The 15,909-nt window shown below is 54.6% G+C and carries 14 protein-coding genes; 4 read left to right on the forward strand and 10 right to left on the reverse strand.

What is annotated here, in order from left to right:
* Nucleotides 1-27 precede the first annotated feature (27 nt).
* Complete coding sequence (locus EBC_RS09130) at nt 28-570, reverse strand: lipoprotein (protein ID WP_013201502.1); 543 nt, start codon at nt 568-570, stop codon at nt 28-30.
* A gap of 107 nt (nt 571-677) precedes the next feature.
* On the opposite strand from EBC_RS09130, the gene EBC_RS09135 reads away from it, so the two are divergent.
* Nucleotides 678-1,505: an N-acetylmuramoyl-L-alanine amidase gene (locus EBC_RS09135; RefSeq protein ID WP_013201503.1), complete on the forward strand. Its 828-nt coding sequence runs from the start codon at nt 678-680 to the stop codon at nt 1,503-1,505.
* 54 nt (nt 1,506-1,559) lie between these two features.
* Here EBC_RS09135 and ltaE read toward each other — a convergent pair whose 3' ends face one another.
* The 4 genes from ltaE to cspD form a co-directional block, all read right to left on the reverse strand.
* Nucleotides 1,560-2,561, reverse strand: coding sequence for a low-specificity L-threonine aldolase (gene ltaE / locus EBC_RS09140; protein ID WP_013201504.1), 1,002 nt, complete (start codon nt 2,559-2,561; stop codon nt 1,560-1,562).
* A gap of 61 nt (nt 2,562-2,622) precedes the next feature.
* Nucleotides 2,623-4,344 (reverse strand): ubiquinone-dependent pyruvate dehydrogenase, encoded by a 1,722-nt coding sequence (poxB, locus tag EBC_RS09145; protein ID WP_013201505.1) that lies wholly within the window; start codon nt 4,342-4,344, stop codon nt 2,623-2,625.
* A gap of 123 nt (nt 4,345-4,467) precedes the next feature.
* Complete coding sequence (locus tag EBC_RS09150; protein ID WP_013201506.1) at nt 4,468-5,367, reverse strand: lysine exporter LysO family protein; 900 nt, start codon at nt 5,365-5,367, stop codon at nt 4,468-4,470.
* A gap of 325 nt (nt 5,368-5,692) precedes the next feature.
* On the reverse strand, nt 5,693-5,920 hold the full coding sequence (cspD, locus tag EBC_RS09155; RefSeq protein WP_013201507.1) for a cold shock-like protein CspD: 228 nt from the start codon (nt 5,918-5,920) through the stop codon (nt 5,693-5,695).
* A gap of 318 nt (nt 5,921-6,238) precedes the next feature.
* On the opposite strand from cspD, the gene clpS reads away from it, so the two are divergent.
* Both clpS and clpA read left to right on the forward strand, forming a co-directional pair.
* The gene (gene clpS, locus EBC_RS09160; protein ID WP_013201508.1) at nt 6,239-6,559 is read left to right on the forward strand and encodes an ATP-dependent Clp protease adapter ClpS; all 321 of its coding nucleotides are present in this window, start codon (nt 6,239-6,241) and stop codon (nt 6,557-6,559) included.
* A gap of 29 nt (nt 6,560-6,588) precedes the next feature.
* Nucleotides 6,589-8,865 (forward strand): ATP-dependent Clp protease ATP-binding subunit ClpA, encoded by a 2,277-nt coding sequence (gene clpA / locus EBC_RS09165; RefSeq protein WP_013201509.1) that lies wholly within the window; start codon nt 6,589-6,591, stop codon nt 8,863-8,865.
* A 92-nt stretch (nt 8,866-8,957) separates the two neighbouring features.
* On the opposite strand, the gene infA is transcribed toward clpA, so the two are convergent.
* From infA to trxB, 5 genes are all read right to left on the reverse strand, one after another.
* Complete coding sequence (gene infA, locus EBC_RS09170; RefSeq protein WP_002211347.1) at nt 8,958-9,176, reverse strand: translation initiation factor IF-1; 219 nt, start codon at nt 9,174-9,176, stop codon at nt 8,958-8,960.
* A 363-nt stretch (nt 9,177-9,539) separates the two neighbouring features.
* Entirely contained in the window at nt 9,540-10,232 is a 693-nt protein-coding gene (aat, locus tag EBC_RS09175; RefSeq protein WP_013201510.1) for a leucyl/phenylalanyl-tRNA--protein transferase, read from the reverse strand.
* A 32-nt stretch (nt 10,233-10,264) separates the two neighbouring features.
* Complete coding sequence (cydC, locus tag EBC_RS09180; RefSeq protein WP_013201511.1) at nt 10,265-11,992, reverse strand: heme ABC transporter ATP-binding protein/permease CydC; 1,728 nt, start codon at nt 11,990-11,992, stop codon at nt 10,265-10,267.
* Nucleotides 11,989-13,758 carry a heme ABC transporter permease/ATP-binding protein CydD gene (cydD, locus tag EBC_RS09185; RefSeq protein WP_013201512.1) on the reverse strand — a complete coding sequence of 590 codons (1,770 nt, stop codon included), beginning with the start codon at nt 13,756-13,758 and terminating at the stop codon, nt 11,989-11,991. The genes cydC and cydD overlap by 4 nt, the downstream gene beginning before the upstream one ends.
* Nucleotides 13,759-13,903: 145 nt before the next feature.
* Entirely contained in the window at nt 13,904-14,872 is a 969-nt protein-coding gene (gene trxB / locus EBC_RS09190; protein ID WP_013201513.1) for a thioredoxin-disulfide reductase, read from the reverse strand.
* Between the two features lie 528 nt (nt 14,873-15,400).
* On the opposite strand from trxB, the gene lrp reads away from it, so the two are divergent.
* Nucleotides 15,401-15,895 (forward strand): leucine-responsive transcriptional regulator Lrp, encoded by a 495-nt coding sequence (lrp, locus tag EBC_RS09195; protein ID WP_013201514.1) that lies wholly within the window; start codon nt 15,401-15,403, stop codon nt 15,893-15,895.
* The last annotated feature ends 14 nt before the right edge of the window (nt 15,896-15,909 follow it).

Below are 15,909 nucleotides of genomic sequence, written 5' to 3' on the forward strand. Positions count from 1 at the left end.
CGGGCGATGGCACGACACTGGGAGACACTACTTCAGCAGCAACTGGCTGAGCGAGCCGCCCTGAAGATGCGGGTTCGGGCTGTTGTAGCGCACGTCGTCAACTGCCCAGCAGGTGCCTTCGCGCACCATCAGCACTTCATCCTGCCACTCTACCGGCTTGCTGCCATCCCGAGTGAGCGTCACGCGCAGCGGAATGTTGCGTGCATCGGTATTCGGAATGGTCGACGCATCCGCCACGCTGGCTGAGGTTGGGCCAACCGATAAACTTGAGAAGATATCACCCTGATTTAACTCAGGTGCGCGAGTGGTGTCGCTGTTGGCTTTCAGCAAGGTGGCATACAGTTTATCGCTGAGATAAGGGCGGTATTTGGCCAGCTGTTGCGCCGTCGGCATTCCCTGAGTCGGCTCTTTCAGGCGCAGATCATAGAACTGCTGCGCGACTGAATCCGGGCCGCCATCGACGCAAGGCCCCATACGCGTACCAATGTCCTTATACGCGGGTTGTACCGTGGTACAGGCACTGAGAAGCAGCGCCATTGGAGCCAGTGCAGCAATCGCTTGGTATTTCATCTTGATTTCCTTATTGTTTCTGGATGACGGTTTTTAGCATAGAGTATAGCCGCTCTGCTTAACCAGAAGGGCTACACTGGGAAAGAACAACAAAAGGAGAGCATTCAATGATGCGTCTGTTGATATTGGCAGTTTTTTCGCTGCTGCTGAGCGCCTGTGGTTCATCAGGCTTCGAGTCGCATTCCGGCTACACCGTTGATACCCGCCATCCCGCGTATGGCGCCCGTCCCCGTATTAAGGTGCTGGTGATCCACTACACCGCGGAAGATTTCCCCAGCTCGCTGGCTACGCTCACCGATCGTGACGTAAGCGCACACTACCTGATTCCGGCGAAACCGGTGGAGAAAGCACATCAGCCGGTGGTGTTTCGTCTGGTACCGGAATCACAGCTTGCCTGGCATGCGGGCCCCAGCTTCTGGCGGGGAGCCTCCCGATTAAATGACACCTCGATCGGCATCGAGCTGGAGAATCAGGGCTACAGGCGAACGTCTGCTGGCCAAATCTGGTACCCGTTTGCGCCGTCACAGATTGCGGCGCTGGCCCCGCTGGCCAGAGATATCGTACAGCGTTACAACATCCTGCCGCAGGATGTTGTTGGGCACAGCGATATCGCCCCGCAGCGTAAGCAGGATCCTGGCCCACTATTCCCCTGGCAATGGCTGGCAGAGCAGGGGATAGGCGCCTGGCCGGATGCCGGACGGGTCAGTTTTTATCTGGCAGGCAGGCCGCCGGAGCAACCGGTCGATCACGCCCATTTGCTGACGCTGCTTTCGCTTTATGGTTATCAGGCCAGTCCGGAGATGACGGCAGACGAACAGCGTAAGGTGATCGCGGCTTTCCAGATGCATTTCCGCCCCGCAAATTATTTAGGGCTGCCGGATGCGGAAACGGAAGCGACGGTGAGAGCGTTGCTGGAAAAGTACGGCGAAGGTTAGGGTGATGGGAAAGTAAAAAGCCCATTCCCCATGGTGGGAGTGGGCTGTGCAGGGTTACGCGGCGAGGAACGCCTTCCACTGCGCCACCAGCGTTTCCAGCGCGTGGCGGTCGATATCCAGATGGGTTACCAGACGCGTGACCGCACCGGTGCTGATCAGGATATTCTGCTGCTTCATCCACGCTTTCAACGGTTCAATCTGCGCGTCTGGCAACCTTACAAACACCATATTGGTGTCCTGACGGGACACATCCACGCCAATCGCTTTTAACTGCTCCGCCAGCCAGGCGGCATTGTCATGGTCGTCTTGCAGACGGGCGACGTTATGTTCAAGGGCATACAGGCCTGCAGCCGCCAGAATGCCCGACTGACGCATCGCGCCGCCGGTCATTTTACGCCAGCGGCGGCCGCGCTGAATGTATTCGGCGCTGCCACACAGCAGTGAACCTACCGGGGTGCCGAGCCCTTTTGACAGACAGATGGTCAGGGTGTCGCAGTAGCGCGTCAGGGCTTCCAGCTCAACCCCGAGTGCCACGCTGGCGTTAAAAATACGCGCACCGTCTACATGCAGCGTTAGCTTGTGCTGACGGGTGAATTCCCAGGCGTCTTTCAGATAGGCAATCGGCAGGACTTTACCGTTATGGGTGTTCTCAAGGCTGAGCAGTTTGGTCATCGCGAAGTGGAAATCATCAGGCTTGATAAACTGCGCCACGACATCCAGCGGAAGCGTGCCGTCAGCGGCCGCCAGAATCGGCTGTGGCTGAATGCTGCCTAACACCGCGGCGCCGCCAGCCTCGTACTTATAGTTATGCGCCAGCTGGCCGACAATGTACTCCTCTCCACGCTGACAATGGCACAGCAGCGCGATCAGGTTAGCCTGGGTGCCCGTGGGTAAAAACAGGGCGGCTTCTTTGCCGGTTAACTGTGCGGCCCTGGCTTCAAGTGCATTGACCGTTGGGTCATCGCCGTAAACATCATCCCCGGTTTCTGCGGCCATCATCGCGGAAAGCATCGCCTGGCTGGGGCGGGTTACCGTATCACTGCGTAAATCAATCACACCTGAGCTCCTCTAATGAAAACGGACGCCGTAGCGTCCGTAAAAAAGACCTGCAAATGTTTTACCGCAGCCAGTTGGTTTTTGCCAGTTCAACCACTTCGTCACCACGGCCATTGATCACCGCCCGCAGCATATACAGGCTGAAGCCTTTCGCCTGCTCCAGCTTGATTTGCGGCGGCATGGCCAGCTCATCTTTGGCGGTCACCACATCAACCAGCACCGGACCATCGTGATTCAGCGCTTCCTGCAGGGCTGCATCAAGGTCTGACGCGCGCTCCACGCGGATCCCTTTCACCCCACAGGCGGTGGCAATCTCCGCAAAATTCGGATTTTCCAGGTCGGTACCGTCAGTCAGATAACCGCCGGCCTTCATCTCCATCGCCACAAAGCCGAGGACGCTGTTGTTGAACACCACCAGTTTTACCGGCAGTTTGAGCTGAGCAACCGAGAGGAAATCGCCCATCAGCATACTGAAACCGCCATCGCCACACATCGCTATCACCTGACGCTGCTTGTCCAGCGACTGCGCCCCCAGCGCCTGCGGCATGGCGTTAGCCATCGAGCCATGGTTAAAGGAGCCAATCAGCCGGCGTTTACCGTTCATCTTCAGATAGCGTGCGGCCCAGACGGTCGGCGTTCCCACGTCACAGGTAAATATGGCGTCGTCGTCGGCAAAGCGACTCAACTGCTGGGCCACATATTGTGGATGAATCGCCTGTTTATCATTGGCGGTTGCCAGATTATCCAGCTCTTTACGCGCATCGACATAATGCTCAAGCGCCTTATCAAGGAAATCGCGATCCTGTTTAACCTCCAGCTGCGGTAACAGCGCGGCGAGCGTGGTTTTGATATCGCCAATTAACGCCATATCGACGTGACTGTGCGATCCAATGCTGCCCGGATTGATATCGATCTGAATGATTTTCGCATCGGCAGGATAGAACGCCCGATAAGGGAACTGCGTACCCAACAATACCAAGGTGTCCGCGTTCATCATCGCATGGAAGCCAGACGAGAAGCCGATCAGCCCGGTCATGCCAACGTCATAAGGATTATCGTATTCCACATGCTCTTTGCCGCGCAGCGCGTGAACGATCGGCGCTTTCAGCGTCTCGGCCAGCTTGACGACTTCCGCATGCGCGCCGGCACAGCCGCTGCCGCACATCAGGGTGATGTTATGTGACTCATTCAGCAGTTCGGCCAGCTTGGCCATCTCAGTGGCTTGCGGTTGCACCACCGGCAACAGAGGCGGATACCAGTTAGCCGTCGCACCTTCCGGCGCCAGCTTCAGCGCGACATCACCTGGCAGCACCACCACGGACACACCGCGATTAAGAATGGCTTTGCGCATGGCGATGCCCAGTACCTGCGGAAGCTGCTCCGGGTTGGAGACCAGCTCGCAGTAGTGGCTGCATTCGCGGAACAGTTCCTGCGGATGGGTTTCCTGGAAATAGCCGCTGCCAATTTCGCTGGATGGAATATGCGCGGCAATCGCCAGTACCGGAACGCGGTTGCGGTGACAGTCAAACAAGCCGTTGATCAGGTGCAGGTTGCCGGGGCCACAGGAACCGGCACACACTGCCAGTTCGCCGCTGATTTGTGCCTCGGCACCGGCGGCAAAGGCGGCCACTTCTTCATGGCGGGTCGGCATCCATTCGATGGTGCCCATTTTGTTCAGGCTGTCGCTCAGCCCGTTCAGGGAATCTCCGGTGACTCCCCAAATGCGTTTTACCCCGGCGCTTTCTAACGTTTTCGCCACAAGGGCGGCTACGGTCTGTTTCATGCCTTTCTCCGTTTGGCTTATCTCAAATTAGTCAGAGTAAAGCATAGACGAAGGCGGGGCGTTGTCAGGGCGAGGGCGGTAGTCAAACGTGCGGTTTACGGCAGCCCGCAGGCTGCCAGAGACTCAGGAGGAGAACAGCGCGATCAGAATGGGCGCAAACAGGCTCAGCACAAAGCCGTGAACAATGGCCGCCGGTACGATCTCCGTTCCGCCGCTGCGTTGCAGCACGGGAAGGGTGAAATCCATGGAGGTTGCGCCACACAGCCCAAGCGCGCTTGAGCGGTGACGTGAGATAAGCGCCGGGATCAGCATTATCGCCAGCAGTTCGCGCATCAGGTCATTAAAGAACGCCGCGCTGCCAATCACCGGCCCGAAGGATTCAGTCATCAGAATGCCCGACAGCGAATACCAGCCGAAGCCTGACGCCATCGCCATGCCGGTTTTTAGCGGCAGGCCAAGCACTAAGGCGGTCAGCACGCCACCGACCATCGCGCTGAGGAACACCACCATCGCCACCATCAGGCCACGACGGTTGAGGATGATCTGGCGCAGCGTCATGCCACTGCCGCGCAGCTGTAATCCGACCAGGAACAGTAAAAACAGCAGCGCGTATTCGCTAGCCAGCGAGGCAAACTTCAGCGGCGCCCAGTGGCTCAGGCCCAGCACAAATCCAATCACCACCACACCGCACAGCTTTAATGAATCCAGCGCCATATGCAGCCGCGAAGGAAGGGCTTCCTGCCGGTGTTTATGTGTCCACGGACGGCGCGATTCCAACAACCGCAGCGCCAGCAAATTACAGATCAAGATGCAGACCGCACTGACCGCGCAGTAATGGAAAATAGACAGCAGATTGCTGCTCAGATCGTCGAGAAAGGCCAGGCTGATGCCCATAAAAAACAGGATAACGTACACCATCCAGCTGAGAAGCTTATTTACCAGTCGCAGCAAAGAGGGGTTTTTAGTCGGCAGAATGTAGCCGAGGATCAAAGGAATAAGAATGATCAGCAATCCTGAATACATGGGGCAGGTCGTCCGTGGGGAGAATTTATGGCGTCAAGCTAGCGAAAATTCTTAGCGGAGTAAAGCAATGTTCCCGTCTTCACCGTGCCGCGTCGGGTTACCCGTACTGGATATGGAGCATTTCCTGCATAAGCTCGGATTTTCAGAGGGTTATGATAACACTGCTTCGTTGCCGGCCAGCGTAACGATGAATTCTGAATTTGCTCCCTTGAAAAGAGGCGTAGCAGCCCAATCTTAAAGGTATTGCCGGATGTCAGTCATAAAAATGCCAGCGTGCATGGCTGGCATTTTACTGTAGGGTTGTTCAGAATGAGGTAAGGAAAGGTCAGGCACTGACTGCCATCGCCATTTCCACAGGGACAATGAGGCTGGCATGATTGCCCTTCGGTCCCTCATGCACATCAAACTGGACTTGTTGCCCGGCTTTCAGCGTTCTGTATCCATCCATCTTGATGGTCGAGTAGTGCGCGAAGATATCCTCGCCGCCACTGACTGGACAGATAAAGCCGAAGCCTTTGGCATTATTGAACCATTTAACAGTACCCGTCTCCATGCTTCTACTTCCCTCGCAAGACATTCGAATGAGTGAGGTGGCGAGGCTTAAAGCCTCTAAGCTGGTTAAAACGCATTCAGCTTATGCCTGTACTGTAGAGATTTAGCATTGAGCGTCAAGCAAATGGGGCGTTCAAACGGGGACGAAATCATCAAAATTTGAAGCAGTTAACGCTATTGCGAATTTTGTGATGGAGGTCGCGTAGCGGCAGTTTGCAGCAAAAAATCACCGGCGTGGGCCAACATTCTGGGCGTGTTAAACTTACCCTTAATAATGTTAGTCTGACCTGAGTAAGTAACGTGTTGAGATTGGGTACGTATGGCAAACACTAACGATTGGCTTAACTTTGAACACCTTGCAGATGACAAGCTCCGTGAAGGGCTTAAGCCACCTTCGATGTATAAAGTTATTCTGAACAATGACGATTATACACCTATGGAATTTGTTATTGACGTACTGCAAAAGTTCTTTTCTTATGATACTGAACGTGCAACGCAACTGATGCTTGCGGTCCACTACCAGGGAAAGGCGATCTGTGGTGTCTATACTGCTGAAGTGGCAGAGACCAAAGTCGCTCATGTAAATAAGTACGCCAGGGAGAACGAGCATCCGTTGCTGTGTACGCTGGAAAAAGCCTGAATAAGGCGATCTATTTGGGGGAGGTGCCTATGCTCAATCAAGAACTGGAACTCAGTTTAAATATGGCTTTCGCCAGAGCGCGCGAGCACCGTCATGAGTTTATGACTGTCGAGCATTTGTTACTGGCATTGCTCAGTAACCCGTCGGCCCGCGAGGCGTTAGAAGCCTGCACGGTCGATATCGTGGCTCTCCGGCAGGAGCTCGAAGCCTTCATCGAACAAACCACCCCGGTCTTGCCGGTCAGCGAAGAAGAGCGCGACACTCAGCCGACGCTCAGTTTCCAACGCGTATTACAACGCGCCGTATTCCACGTGCAGTCATCCGGTCGTAGCGAAGTTGCGGGTGCTAACGTCCTGGTCGCGATTTTCAGCGAGCAGGAGTCGCAAGCCGCTTATCTGCTGCGTAAGCACGAAGTCAGCCGTCTTGATGTGGTTAACTTCATTTCCCACGGGACGCGTAAAGATGAACCGGGTCCGGCGTCAGGTGCGGAAAATCCGGTCAACGAAGAGCAAGCAGGCGGGGAGGATCGTATGGAAAACTTCACCACCAATCTTAATCAGCTTGCTCGCGTAGGTGGGATTGACCCACTGATCGGGCGCGATAAAGAACTGGAGCGTACTGTTCAGGTACTTTGCCGTCGTCGTAAAAATAACCCGTTACTGGTGGGTGAGTCTGGCGTCGGTAAAACCGCCATTGCGGAAGGCCTGGCCTGGCGCATTGTGCAGGGTGACGTGCCGGAAGTGATGAAAGATGCCACGATTTATTCGCTGGATATCGGTTCACTGTTGGCGGGCACCAAATACCGTGGTGATTTTGAAAAACGTTTCAAAGCGCTGTTAAAACAGCTTGAGCAGGATACCAGCAGCATTCTGTTTATCGATGAGATCCACACCATCATCGGTGCCGGTGCTGCATCAGGTGGCCAGGTTGACGCCGCTAATCTGATCAAGCCGCTGCTCTCCAGCGGGAAAATTCGCGTGATGGGTTCCACAACCTATCAGGAATTCAGCAACATCTTTGAAAAAGACCGTGCGCTGGCTCGCCGTTTCCAGAAGATCGACATTACCGAACCTTCTGTCGACGAAACCGTGCAAATCATCAATGGTCTGAAGCCAAAATACGAAGCTCACCACGATGTGCGCTACACCGCGAAAGCGGTCAGAGCCGCCGTGGAGCTGGCGGTGAAATACATCAACGACCGTCATCTGCCTGATAAGGCGATTGACGTGATTGATGAGGCGGGCGCTCGCGCACGTCTGATGCCGGTCAGCAAGCGTAAGAAAACGGTTAACGTGTCGGATATCGAATCTGTGGTGGCCCGCATTGCGCGTATTCCAGAGAAGAGTGTTTCTGCTACCGACCGTGACACGCTGAAAACCCTGAGCGATCGTCTGAAAATGCTGGTATTTGGCCAGGATGATGCGATTGAGGCCTTAACCGAAGCGATCAAAATGAGTCGCGCCGGATTGGGTCAGGATCGAAAACCTGTCGGTTCCTTCCTGTTTGCTGGCCCTACGGGCGTCGGTAAAACTGAAGTGACCGTTCAGCTGGCGAAAGCGCTGGGCATTGAGCTGCTGCGTTTCGATATGTCGGAATACATGGAGCGTCACACCGTCAGCCGTTTGATTGGTGCGCCTCCAGGCTATGTTGGTTTCGATCAGGGCGGCCTGCTGACGGATGCGGTGATTAAGCATCCACACGCGGTAGTACTGCTTGATGAAATCGAGAAGGCACACCCGGATGTCTTTAACCTGCTGTTGCAGGTAATGGACAACGGTATGCTGACCGATAACAACGGCCGTAAAGCCGATTTCCGTAACGTGGTGGTGGTGATGACCACGAACGCTGGCGTGCGGGAAACTGAACGTAAGTCGATCGGCCTGATCCACCAGGATAACAGCACCGATGCGATGGAAGAGATCAAAAAGATCTTTACGCCAGAGTTCCGTAACCGTCTGGACAATATTATTTGGTTCAAACACCTCGATACCGAGGTTATCCATCAGGTTGTCGACAAGTTTATTGTCGAACTGCAGGCGCAGCTGGATGCGAAAGGCGTGTCGCTGGAAGTCAGCGATGATGCCCGGGACTGGCTGGCAGCGAAAGGGTACGATAAAGCGATGGGCGCACGTCCAATGGCACGTACCGTGCAGGAATGCCTGAAGAAACCGCTGGCAAACGAACTGCTGTTTGGTTCGCTGGTGGATGGCGGCTCCGTGTCGGTGGCTCTCGATAAAGAGAAAAACCAGCTGACCTATGACTTCGTTAGCGCTGAGAAGCGTAAAACGGTAGGGTCAGAACACTAAGCTGTTCGATAGATAGAAAAAAGGCCGGATATGATATCCGGCCTTTTTTTATGGGTGCTGCGGCTACGGGCGGCAGCACGGCTGAATGCTAATTAGCGACTACGGAAGACAATGCGGCCTTTGCTCAGGTCGTACGGGGTCAGCTCAACAGTGACTTTGTCGCCCGTCAGGATGCGGATATAGTTTTTACGCATTTTACCGGAGATGTGAGCGGTAACCACGTGTCCATTTTCTAACTCAACGCGGAACATGGTGTTAGGTAACGTATCCAATACGGTACCCTGCATTTCAATATTGTCTTCTTTGGCCATCGAATCCTCTAGGTGTTACAACCTTAGTTTTGAACCGGCAAGATAATGCCGAATTTCAAGTATTATGTAAAGAATTGTTGGTGATTTCACCAGCATCAACCCCTCTGTTACGCGTTTCGCGCAGAGGAGCTCACGATTAAAAATGTGCAGTGTACGACGTCAGCGTGGGGGAAATGCGGGCTAAAAATGGGTCTCGCATTCGCTCCTGTGCGCAATGCAAACCGAAAGACAAAGTGCGTTAATATTCCCAGCCAGGCCAATCCCGGCTCGCCAGTGACAGGAGGCGATGGGCGGACGACATACCAAACGCGCATATTATATCACTGTTATCCACTCTTGCGTGGAAAACATCGTTTAATCCCACTAAAAAAGGGTCTGCGGCTGCCAACAGTTCGCTGAAAGCGGCTGATCTGCCAGCGAGTTGACCTGATGCAGGTAATCCGCACGGCCTATCTCCTCAGCGCCAAGCGAAGCGGTATGCGGGTTCAGCACCTGGCAGTCGATCACTTTTCCGCCTTGCTGCTGAAAATAGCGGCTGAATACCAACAATGCGGTTTTTGAGGCATTTTCTCGCCGGCTGAACATCGATTCGCCACAAAAAATCTGTCCCAGCGCCAGACCGTATATCCCGCCGACCAGTTCATTCTCATGCCAGACCTCAATCGACTGCGCATGTCCTGCCTCAAACAGCTTCAGCCAGGCGCGGCGAACTTCATTGGTTATCCATGTCCCTTCTTCACGATTGCTGGCACAGCCTTCGATAACATCATAAAAGCTCTGATTAAGCGTCACGCGGTAAGGTGACTGCTGATGAAAGCGCTTCATGCTGCGGCTGAGGTGGAAGCTTTCTGGATAAAGCACCGCGCGCGGATCGGGCGACCACCACAGAATTGGATCCCCCGGTGAGAACCAGGGGAAAATGCCACGGTGATAGGCGCTCAGCAGGCGGGCAGGGCTGAGATCGCCCCCCATCGCCAACAGGCCATTAGGTTCACGCAGCGCCATTTCCGGCGGCGGAAAGTTGAGTGACTCCCTTGAGAGTTGGATCAGGCGCATGTTAACAGCCTCTGCGGCACGAGAGGCTATGACTATAGCGCAAACCGCTGGTGGAAATACCAGTAGCGACCGCGTTTTGAGATTAATTCGACATGATTTCCCTGCTCAATGATCCTGCCGCTGTCCATAATGCAAATTTTGTCGAACTGCTGCAGGCCTTGCAGGCGGTGAGTCACCATAATCATCGTTTTGTCTTTGGCGACCTCGTGAAGTAACGCCAGAATTTGCTGCTCTGTTTCAGCATCAAGGCCTTCGGTCGGTTCATCCAGCAGCAATAAATCACCGTTATGCAGTAGTGCACGCGCAAGACCCAGCCTTCTTAACTCGCCACCGGAGAGCTGACGTCCACCTTCTCCCAGCCAGGCATTCAGCCCCAAATCATCCTCCAGCAACCCGCCAAGGCCCACCTGGTTAAGGACTTCAACCAGTTGCGCGTCGCTGCTTTGCGCTGAGGCCAGCAGCAGATTTTCCCGCAGCGTGTTACTGAAAAGATGAACACGTTGCGTGACCACGCTGGTGGCCGCACGCAGAGAAGCTTCATCCCACTGCTGCAGTGGCTGCCCGTTGAGGAGCAGGCTGCCATGCTGTGGATCCCAGGCGCGGGTAAGAAGCTGGAGGAGTGTCGATTTCCCGCAGCCCGTTCTGCCCAACAGCGCGACATGTTCCCCTTGGGCAACCTCCAGAGAGAGGCAGTCCAGCGCAGGATGATGATCGCCATAGCTGAAGCTCAGATCCTTGATGCTCAGGGAAATGCCTTCGCGTGATGGAAGGGGAGTGTGGGCAAAATGCACCGCAGGTTGCTGGTTAATCACTTCAGAAACCCGCGTCGCTGACGCCATCACCTGACCCAGGTGCAGAAACGCGCCCCCAACCGGCGCCAGCGCTTCAAAGGCCGCCAGAGCACAAAACACAAACAGGGCAATAAAGGCGCCAGGCTCCGTCAGATGACCGATACCGCCCGCGCTTAGCCATAAAATCAGCACCACGGTAAAGCCGGTAATCAACGTCAGTAACCCCTGAGAGAGTCCCATCAGGCTGGCCTGACGTTGCTGCGCAGCCATCCAGCGTGTTTCAGTCTCGTCAAGATTCTGGCGGAAGAGTTTAGCCGCTCCGTAAAGTGCCAGCTCTGCCTGAGCCTGCAGCCAGTCGGCCAGCTGAGTGCGGTATTGACCGCGTAATGCGGTCAGAGCGATACCTGCCGGCCTGCCAGCGCGATAAAACAGCGGAGGAAGCAGTAGCAGCGTCAGTAACATCAGGCCGCCCAATATCACCGCCAGATGCCAGTCCAGCCAGCTCAAGCCAACGGTTACAGTAAGAATCACCACAAAAGCGCCAAACAATGGTGAGATGACGCGCAGATAAAGATGGTCAAGCGTATCGACATCAGCAACCAGTCTGTTCAGCAAGTCGCCTTTACGATAGCCACTTAATCCCGCAGGGGAGAGCGGCAGCAGTTTGCTAAAGGTAAACAGCCGCAGATGCTGAAGGACTCTGAATGTGCCATCGTGGCTGACCAGGCGCTCGAAATAGCGTGCTACAGTGCGGGTGATCGCCGCACCCCTGACACCAGCGGCTGGCAGCATGTAGTTGAAGCTGTATAAGCCGGCAAAGCCTGCCACTGAGGAAGCGGCCAGGAACCAGCCGGAAAGTGTTAACAGACCGATGCTGGCCAGCAGGGTAATAATGGCCAGCACAATTCCCAATGACAGCCGCCAGATATGACGGCGATAAAGGGCCAGAAACGGCATTAACGTTTTCATTCTACGGTCTCCTGACGCCTGGCAGCCAGTTCGGCAAATGCACCGGGCGAGCGCATAAGCTCAGCGTGGTCACCTTGCTGCAGGATTTTGCCGTTGCGCATCAGCCAGATTTCATCCCAGCGGCCCAGTTGATCCAACTGGTGGGTGATCATTAAGGTGGTCTGGCTGAAGGACGCGGCCAGTAAGGCTTCATTAACCCGCTGTTCACTGCGACTGTCGAGGCTTGAACCGGGCTCATCAAGTAACAGGAAATGGCAGGACTTATACAGCGCCCTGGCCACTGCAATACGTTGCGCCTGACCGACTGACAGAGAAGAGGCCTGCTCACCGATTTCACTTTCCAGCCCATTCGGCAGCTGTGAAAGAAACTCTTTTACGCCGGCCTGCTGGCAAACGTTGTCAAGCTTGATCGGGTCAACCCGGCCGGCCAGCACAATATTCTGCCGCAACGTTGCAGCAGGGAGGTGAGGGTTCTGTCCAACCCAGGCAAGTTGCTGTTGCCAGAACTCCGGCGAGATTTCCCGCAGTTCAGTCCCATTGACCCGCAGCGATCCCTGGTAGGGCAGAAAACCCAGCAGTACGTTAAGCAGGGAGGTCTTACCCGCACCGCTTTGCCCGACCAGCGCCACGCGCATGCCAGGAAGCAAGGTGAAATTCAACGGTCCTGCCAGGACCTTGCCATCCGGGGAAAGGATCTGCAGTTCCTGTGCCTCGAAAGTCAGGCCATGCTGCGTATCAATCACCTTTTCGCCTTGTAAAGAGGTCAGGGTTTCGCTCTGATTCAGGAAGGTTTCCAGTGCATCAGCGGCGCCGACGGCCTGCGCTTTGGCATGATAAAACGCGCCGAGATCGCGGAGTGGCTGGAAGAACTCCGGCGCGAGGATCAACGCAAGGAATCCGGCAAACAGCGTAACGCCGGAGCCATAATGGCCAAAATTGAGTTCGCCGAGGTATGAGAAGCCGAAATAGACCGCCACAACGGCGATCGACAGTGAGGCGAAGAACTCAAGCACGGCGGAGGAGAGGAAAGCCAGGCGCAGGACTTCCATGGTTCGTTGCCGGAAATCTTCCGAAGACTGGCGAATGCTCTCGGTTTCCGCTTCTGCACGATGGAACAGGCGTAAGGTTTCAAGCCCACGTAGACGATCGAGGAAGTGGCCACTGAGCCTGGCCAGCGCTTGAAAGTTACGGCGATTGGCATCCGCCGCACCCATACCGACCAGCGCCATAAACAGCGGTATCAGCGGCGCGGTACACAGCAAAATGAGCGCAGCGGCCCAGTTTACAGGGAACAGGGCAATCAGAATAAAGCAGGGGATAAAAACGGACAGCAGCATTTGCGGCAGATAGCGGGAATAGTAATCCTGCATATCTTCGATTTGTTCCAGCAGCAGCGTGGCCCAACTGCCCGCAGGTTTACCCTGAATCCAGGCCGGCCCCAATGCGCTGAGCTGATTGAGGACCGTACGTCGGAGCGTGGTTCGGATAGCTCTGCCGCATTCGAATCCCACTTTTTCGCGTAGCCAGGCCAACACACCGCGCAGAACGAAACAGCCGAACAGCAGCACGAACGGGGTGACTAAGGCTTCTCGTGGCGTGTGATCAACAATCAACGCCTGTAGCAGTGAGGCCAGCAGCCACGCCTGACAGACAATCAGCAGGGCGCTTAACATGCCAAGCATCAGAGAGAGCCGTAACCAGCGCTTACCCAGCCCGGTCTGGCTTTTTAACCAACGGAGTAACTGTTGCTGCCGTGTTTTGTTCATGCTTTTCCAGCTGAGCGTTAGACGAAAGAGGAGAAAACATCCCTGCTAAAAACAGGGGGATTGGCTGGCAATGTTACAATGCGGAAAGCAAAAAGACGACCAGTTGAGGTCGCCTTTGGCAAGATTGATGCAGAGTGTTAACAACTCACTGAGAGTTTTTAACTAATCCATCGAGGAAGCGTTCTGCATCCAAAGCCGCCATACAACCGGTGCCGGCTGAGGTGATCGCCTGACGGTAGATATGATCCATCACATCACCCGCGGCGAACACGCCTGGAATACTGGTCTGAGTCGCATTGCCCTGCAGACCCGACTGGACTTTGATGTACCCATTTTCCAGCTCAAGCTGATCTTTGAAGATGCCGGTGTTCGGGCTATGCCCGATGGCGACAAACAGACCGGCTACATTCAGCTCTTCAGTCTGCTGATCGTCCAGCGCAGAGCGCAGGCGCAGCGAGCTGACACCCATTTGATCGCCGATCACTTCATCCAGCGTCTGGTTAGTGTGCAGCACGATATTGCCGTTGCGCACTTTTTCCATCAGACGGTCGATAAGGATTTTTTCCGCGCGGAAGCTGTCGCGGCGGTGAATCAAATGCACTTCTGCAGCGATGTTCGCCAGATAAAGCGCTTCTTCAACGGCGGTATTCCCCCCGCCGATCACCGCAACTTTCTGGTTACGGTAGAAGAAACCATCGCAGGTTGCACAGGCTGAAACGCCGCGTCCTTTAAACGCTTCTTCAGACGGCAAGCCCAGATAGCGGGCAGAGGCACCGGTAGCGATGATCAAAGCATCAGCAGTATATTCCGCGCTGTCGCCAGTTAATCTGAACGGGCGCGTCTGCAGATCGACCGTATGAATGTGGTCGAAAATGATCTCGGTGTTGAATTTCTCCGCATGCTCCTGCATACGTTCCATCAACGCCGGACCGGTCAGATCGTTCGGGTCACCCGGCCAGTTTTCAACTTCGGTGGTGGTGGTCAACTGACCGCCTTTTTCCAGGCCGGTGATTAACACCGGATTCAAATTGGCGCGCGCTGCATAAACGGCAGCGGTATAGCCAGCCGGGCCTGAGCCCAGGATAAGTAATTTACTGTGTTTGGCCGTGCTCATGAGACCCTCATTATTTGTCTGGCAAACATTTTTCGATTGTAGGGAATTTAACGCGGCAACAAAAGCATTCTGCGATTTTGTTAACGATGACTGCGAAAGGTTTGACCAATGGACCCTTTCACCTTGCGGGCGAGTTGTGCGCTATTTTGGGGCAAACGCTGACACCTGACAGTGCAATGCCCTGAAAATATCCATTTAAAAACAGTCACGCAGCGATACTTCTGGCATGTTGTACTGGTTTTAGTTGTTTTGCTTTGACAATCGGCTGCGCTTTTGCGAAAACAGTGTAGGAAGCAGAGGGGATTTAGGCTGGCAAAACAGATTTTCATTCCATGTTTTGGCACGCTGGCCGAATAAACTCAGTCTGTCATTGGTCATGACGCATGGTGTGGACAGACAACATGCGTCATACGGATGGGCGTTTTGCAAGAAGCGCAACAGGCTCCTGACTTCACTTAGAACAACCCTGCACATCGAATGCGCCAGGGTATGGCAAGTAAAGGGAAGGCATTAAGAGAGACAATAATAATGGTAGACAATAAAAAACGACCTGGTAAAGATCTGGACAGGATCGACCGCAACATCCTTAACGAACTGCAAAAGAATGGTCGAATTTCTAACGTCGATCTTTCCAAGAGTGTGGGTTTATCCCCGACACCCTGCCTTGAACGTGTCCGTCGCCTCGAGCGCCAGGGATTCATCCTGGGTTATACCGCGCAGCTGAATCCACACTATCTGGACGCGTCACTGCTGGTATTCGTTGAGATTACTCTGAATCGTGGTGCACCGGATGTGTTTGAGCAATTTAACGCCGCCGTGCAAAAACTTGAGGAAACTCAAGAGTGTCATCTTGTTTCAGGCGATTTTGACTATCTGCTGAAAACCCGTGTTCCTGATATGTCGGCTTACCGTAAATTGCTGGGCGAGACCCTGCTACGTCTGCCGGGCGTGAACGATACGCGGACCTATGTCGTCATGGAAGAAGTGAAACAAAGTAACCGCTTAGTCATTAAAACGCGGTAACACAGGGCAGGTGC

Source organism: Erwinia billingiae Eb661, from assembly GCF_000196615.1.
Classification (GTDB): Bacteria; Pseudomonadota; Gammaproteobacteria; order Enterobacterales; family Enterobacteriaceae; genus Erwinia; species Erwinia billingiae.

Coding starts and splice junctions, on each gene's coding strand:
- lrp (WP_013201514.1), top strand. CDS start 15,401: ATGGTAGACAATAAAAAACGACCTGGTAAAGATCTGGACAGGATCGAC.
- EBC_RS09135 (WP_013201503.1), top strand. CDS start 678: ATGATGCGTCTGTTGATATTGGCAGTTTTTTCGCTGCTGCTGAGCGCC.
- poxB (WP_013201505.1), bottom strand. CDS start 4,344: ATGAAACAGACCGTAGCCGCCCTTGTGGCGAAAACGTTAGAAAGCGCC.
- trxB (WP_013201513.1), bottom strand. CDS start 14,872: ATGAGCACGGCCAAACACAGTAAATTACTTATCCTGGGCTCAGGCCCG.
- clpS (WP_013201508.1), top strand. CDS start 6,239: ATGGCAAACACTAACGATTGGCTTAACTTTGAACACCTTGCAGATGAC.
- cydC (WP_013201511.1), bottom strand. CDS start 11,992: ATGAAAACGTTAATGCCGTTTCTGGCCCTTTATCGCCGTCATATCTGG.
- cspD (WP_013201507.1), bottom strand. CDS start 5,920: ATGGAGACGGGTACTGTTAAATGGTTCAATAATGCCAAAGGCTTCGGC.
- clpA (WP_013201509.1), top strand. CDS start 6,589: ATGCTCAATCAAGAACTGGAACTCAGTTTAAATATGGCTTTCGCCAGA.
- infA (WP_002211347.1), bottom strand. CDS start 9,176: ATGGCCAAAGAAGACAATATTGAAATGCAGGGTACCGTATTGGATACG.
- aat (WP_013201510.1), bottom strand. CDS start 10,232: ATGCGCCTGATCCAACTCTCAAGGGAGTCACTCAACTTTCCGCCGCCG.
- cydD (WP_013201512.1), bottom strand. CDS start 13,758: ATGAACAAAACACGGCAGCAACAGTTACTCCGTTGGTTAAAAAGCCAG.
- EBC_RS09130 (WP_013201502.1), bottom strand. CDS start 570: ATGAAATACCAAGCGATTGCTGCACTGGCTCCAATGGCGCTGCTTCTC.
- EBC_RS09150 (WP_013201506.1), bottom strand. CDS start 5,367: ATGTATTCAGGATTGCTGATCATTCTTATTCCTTTGATCCTCGGCTAC.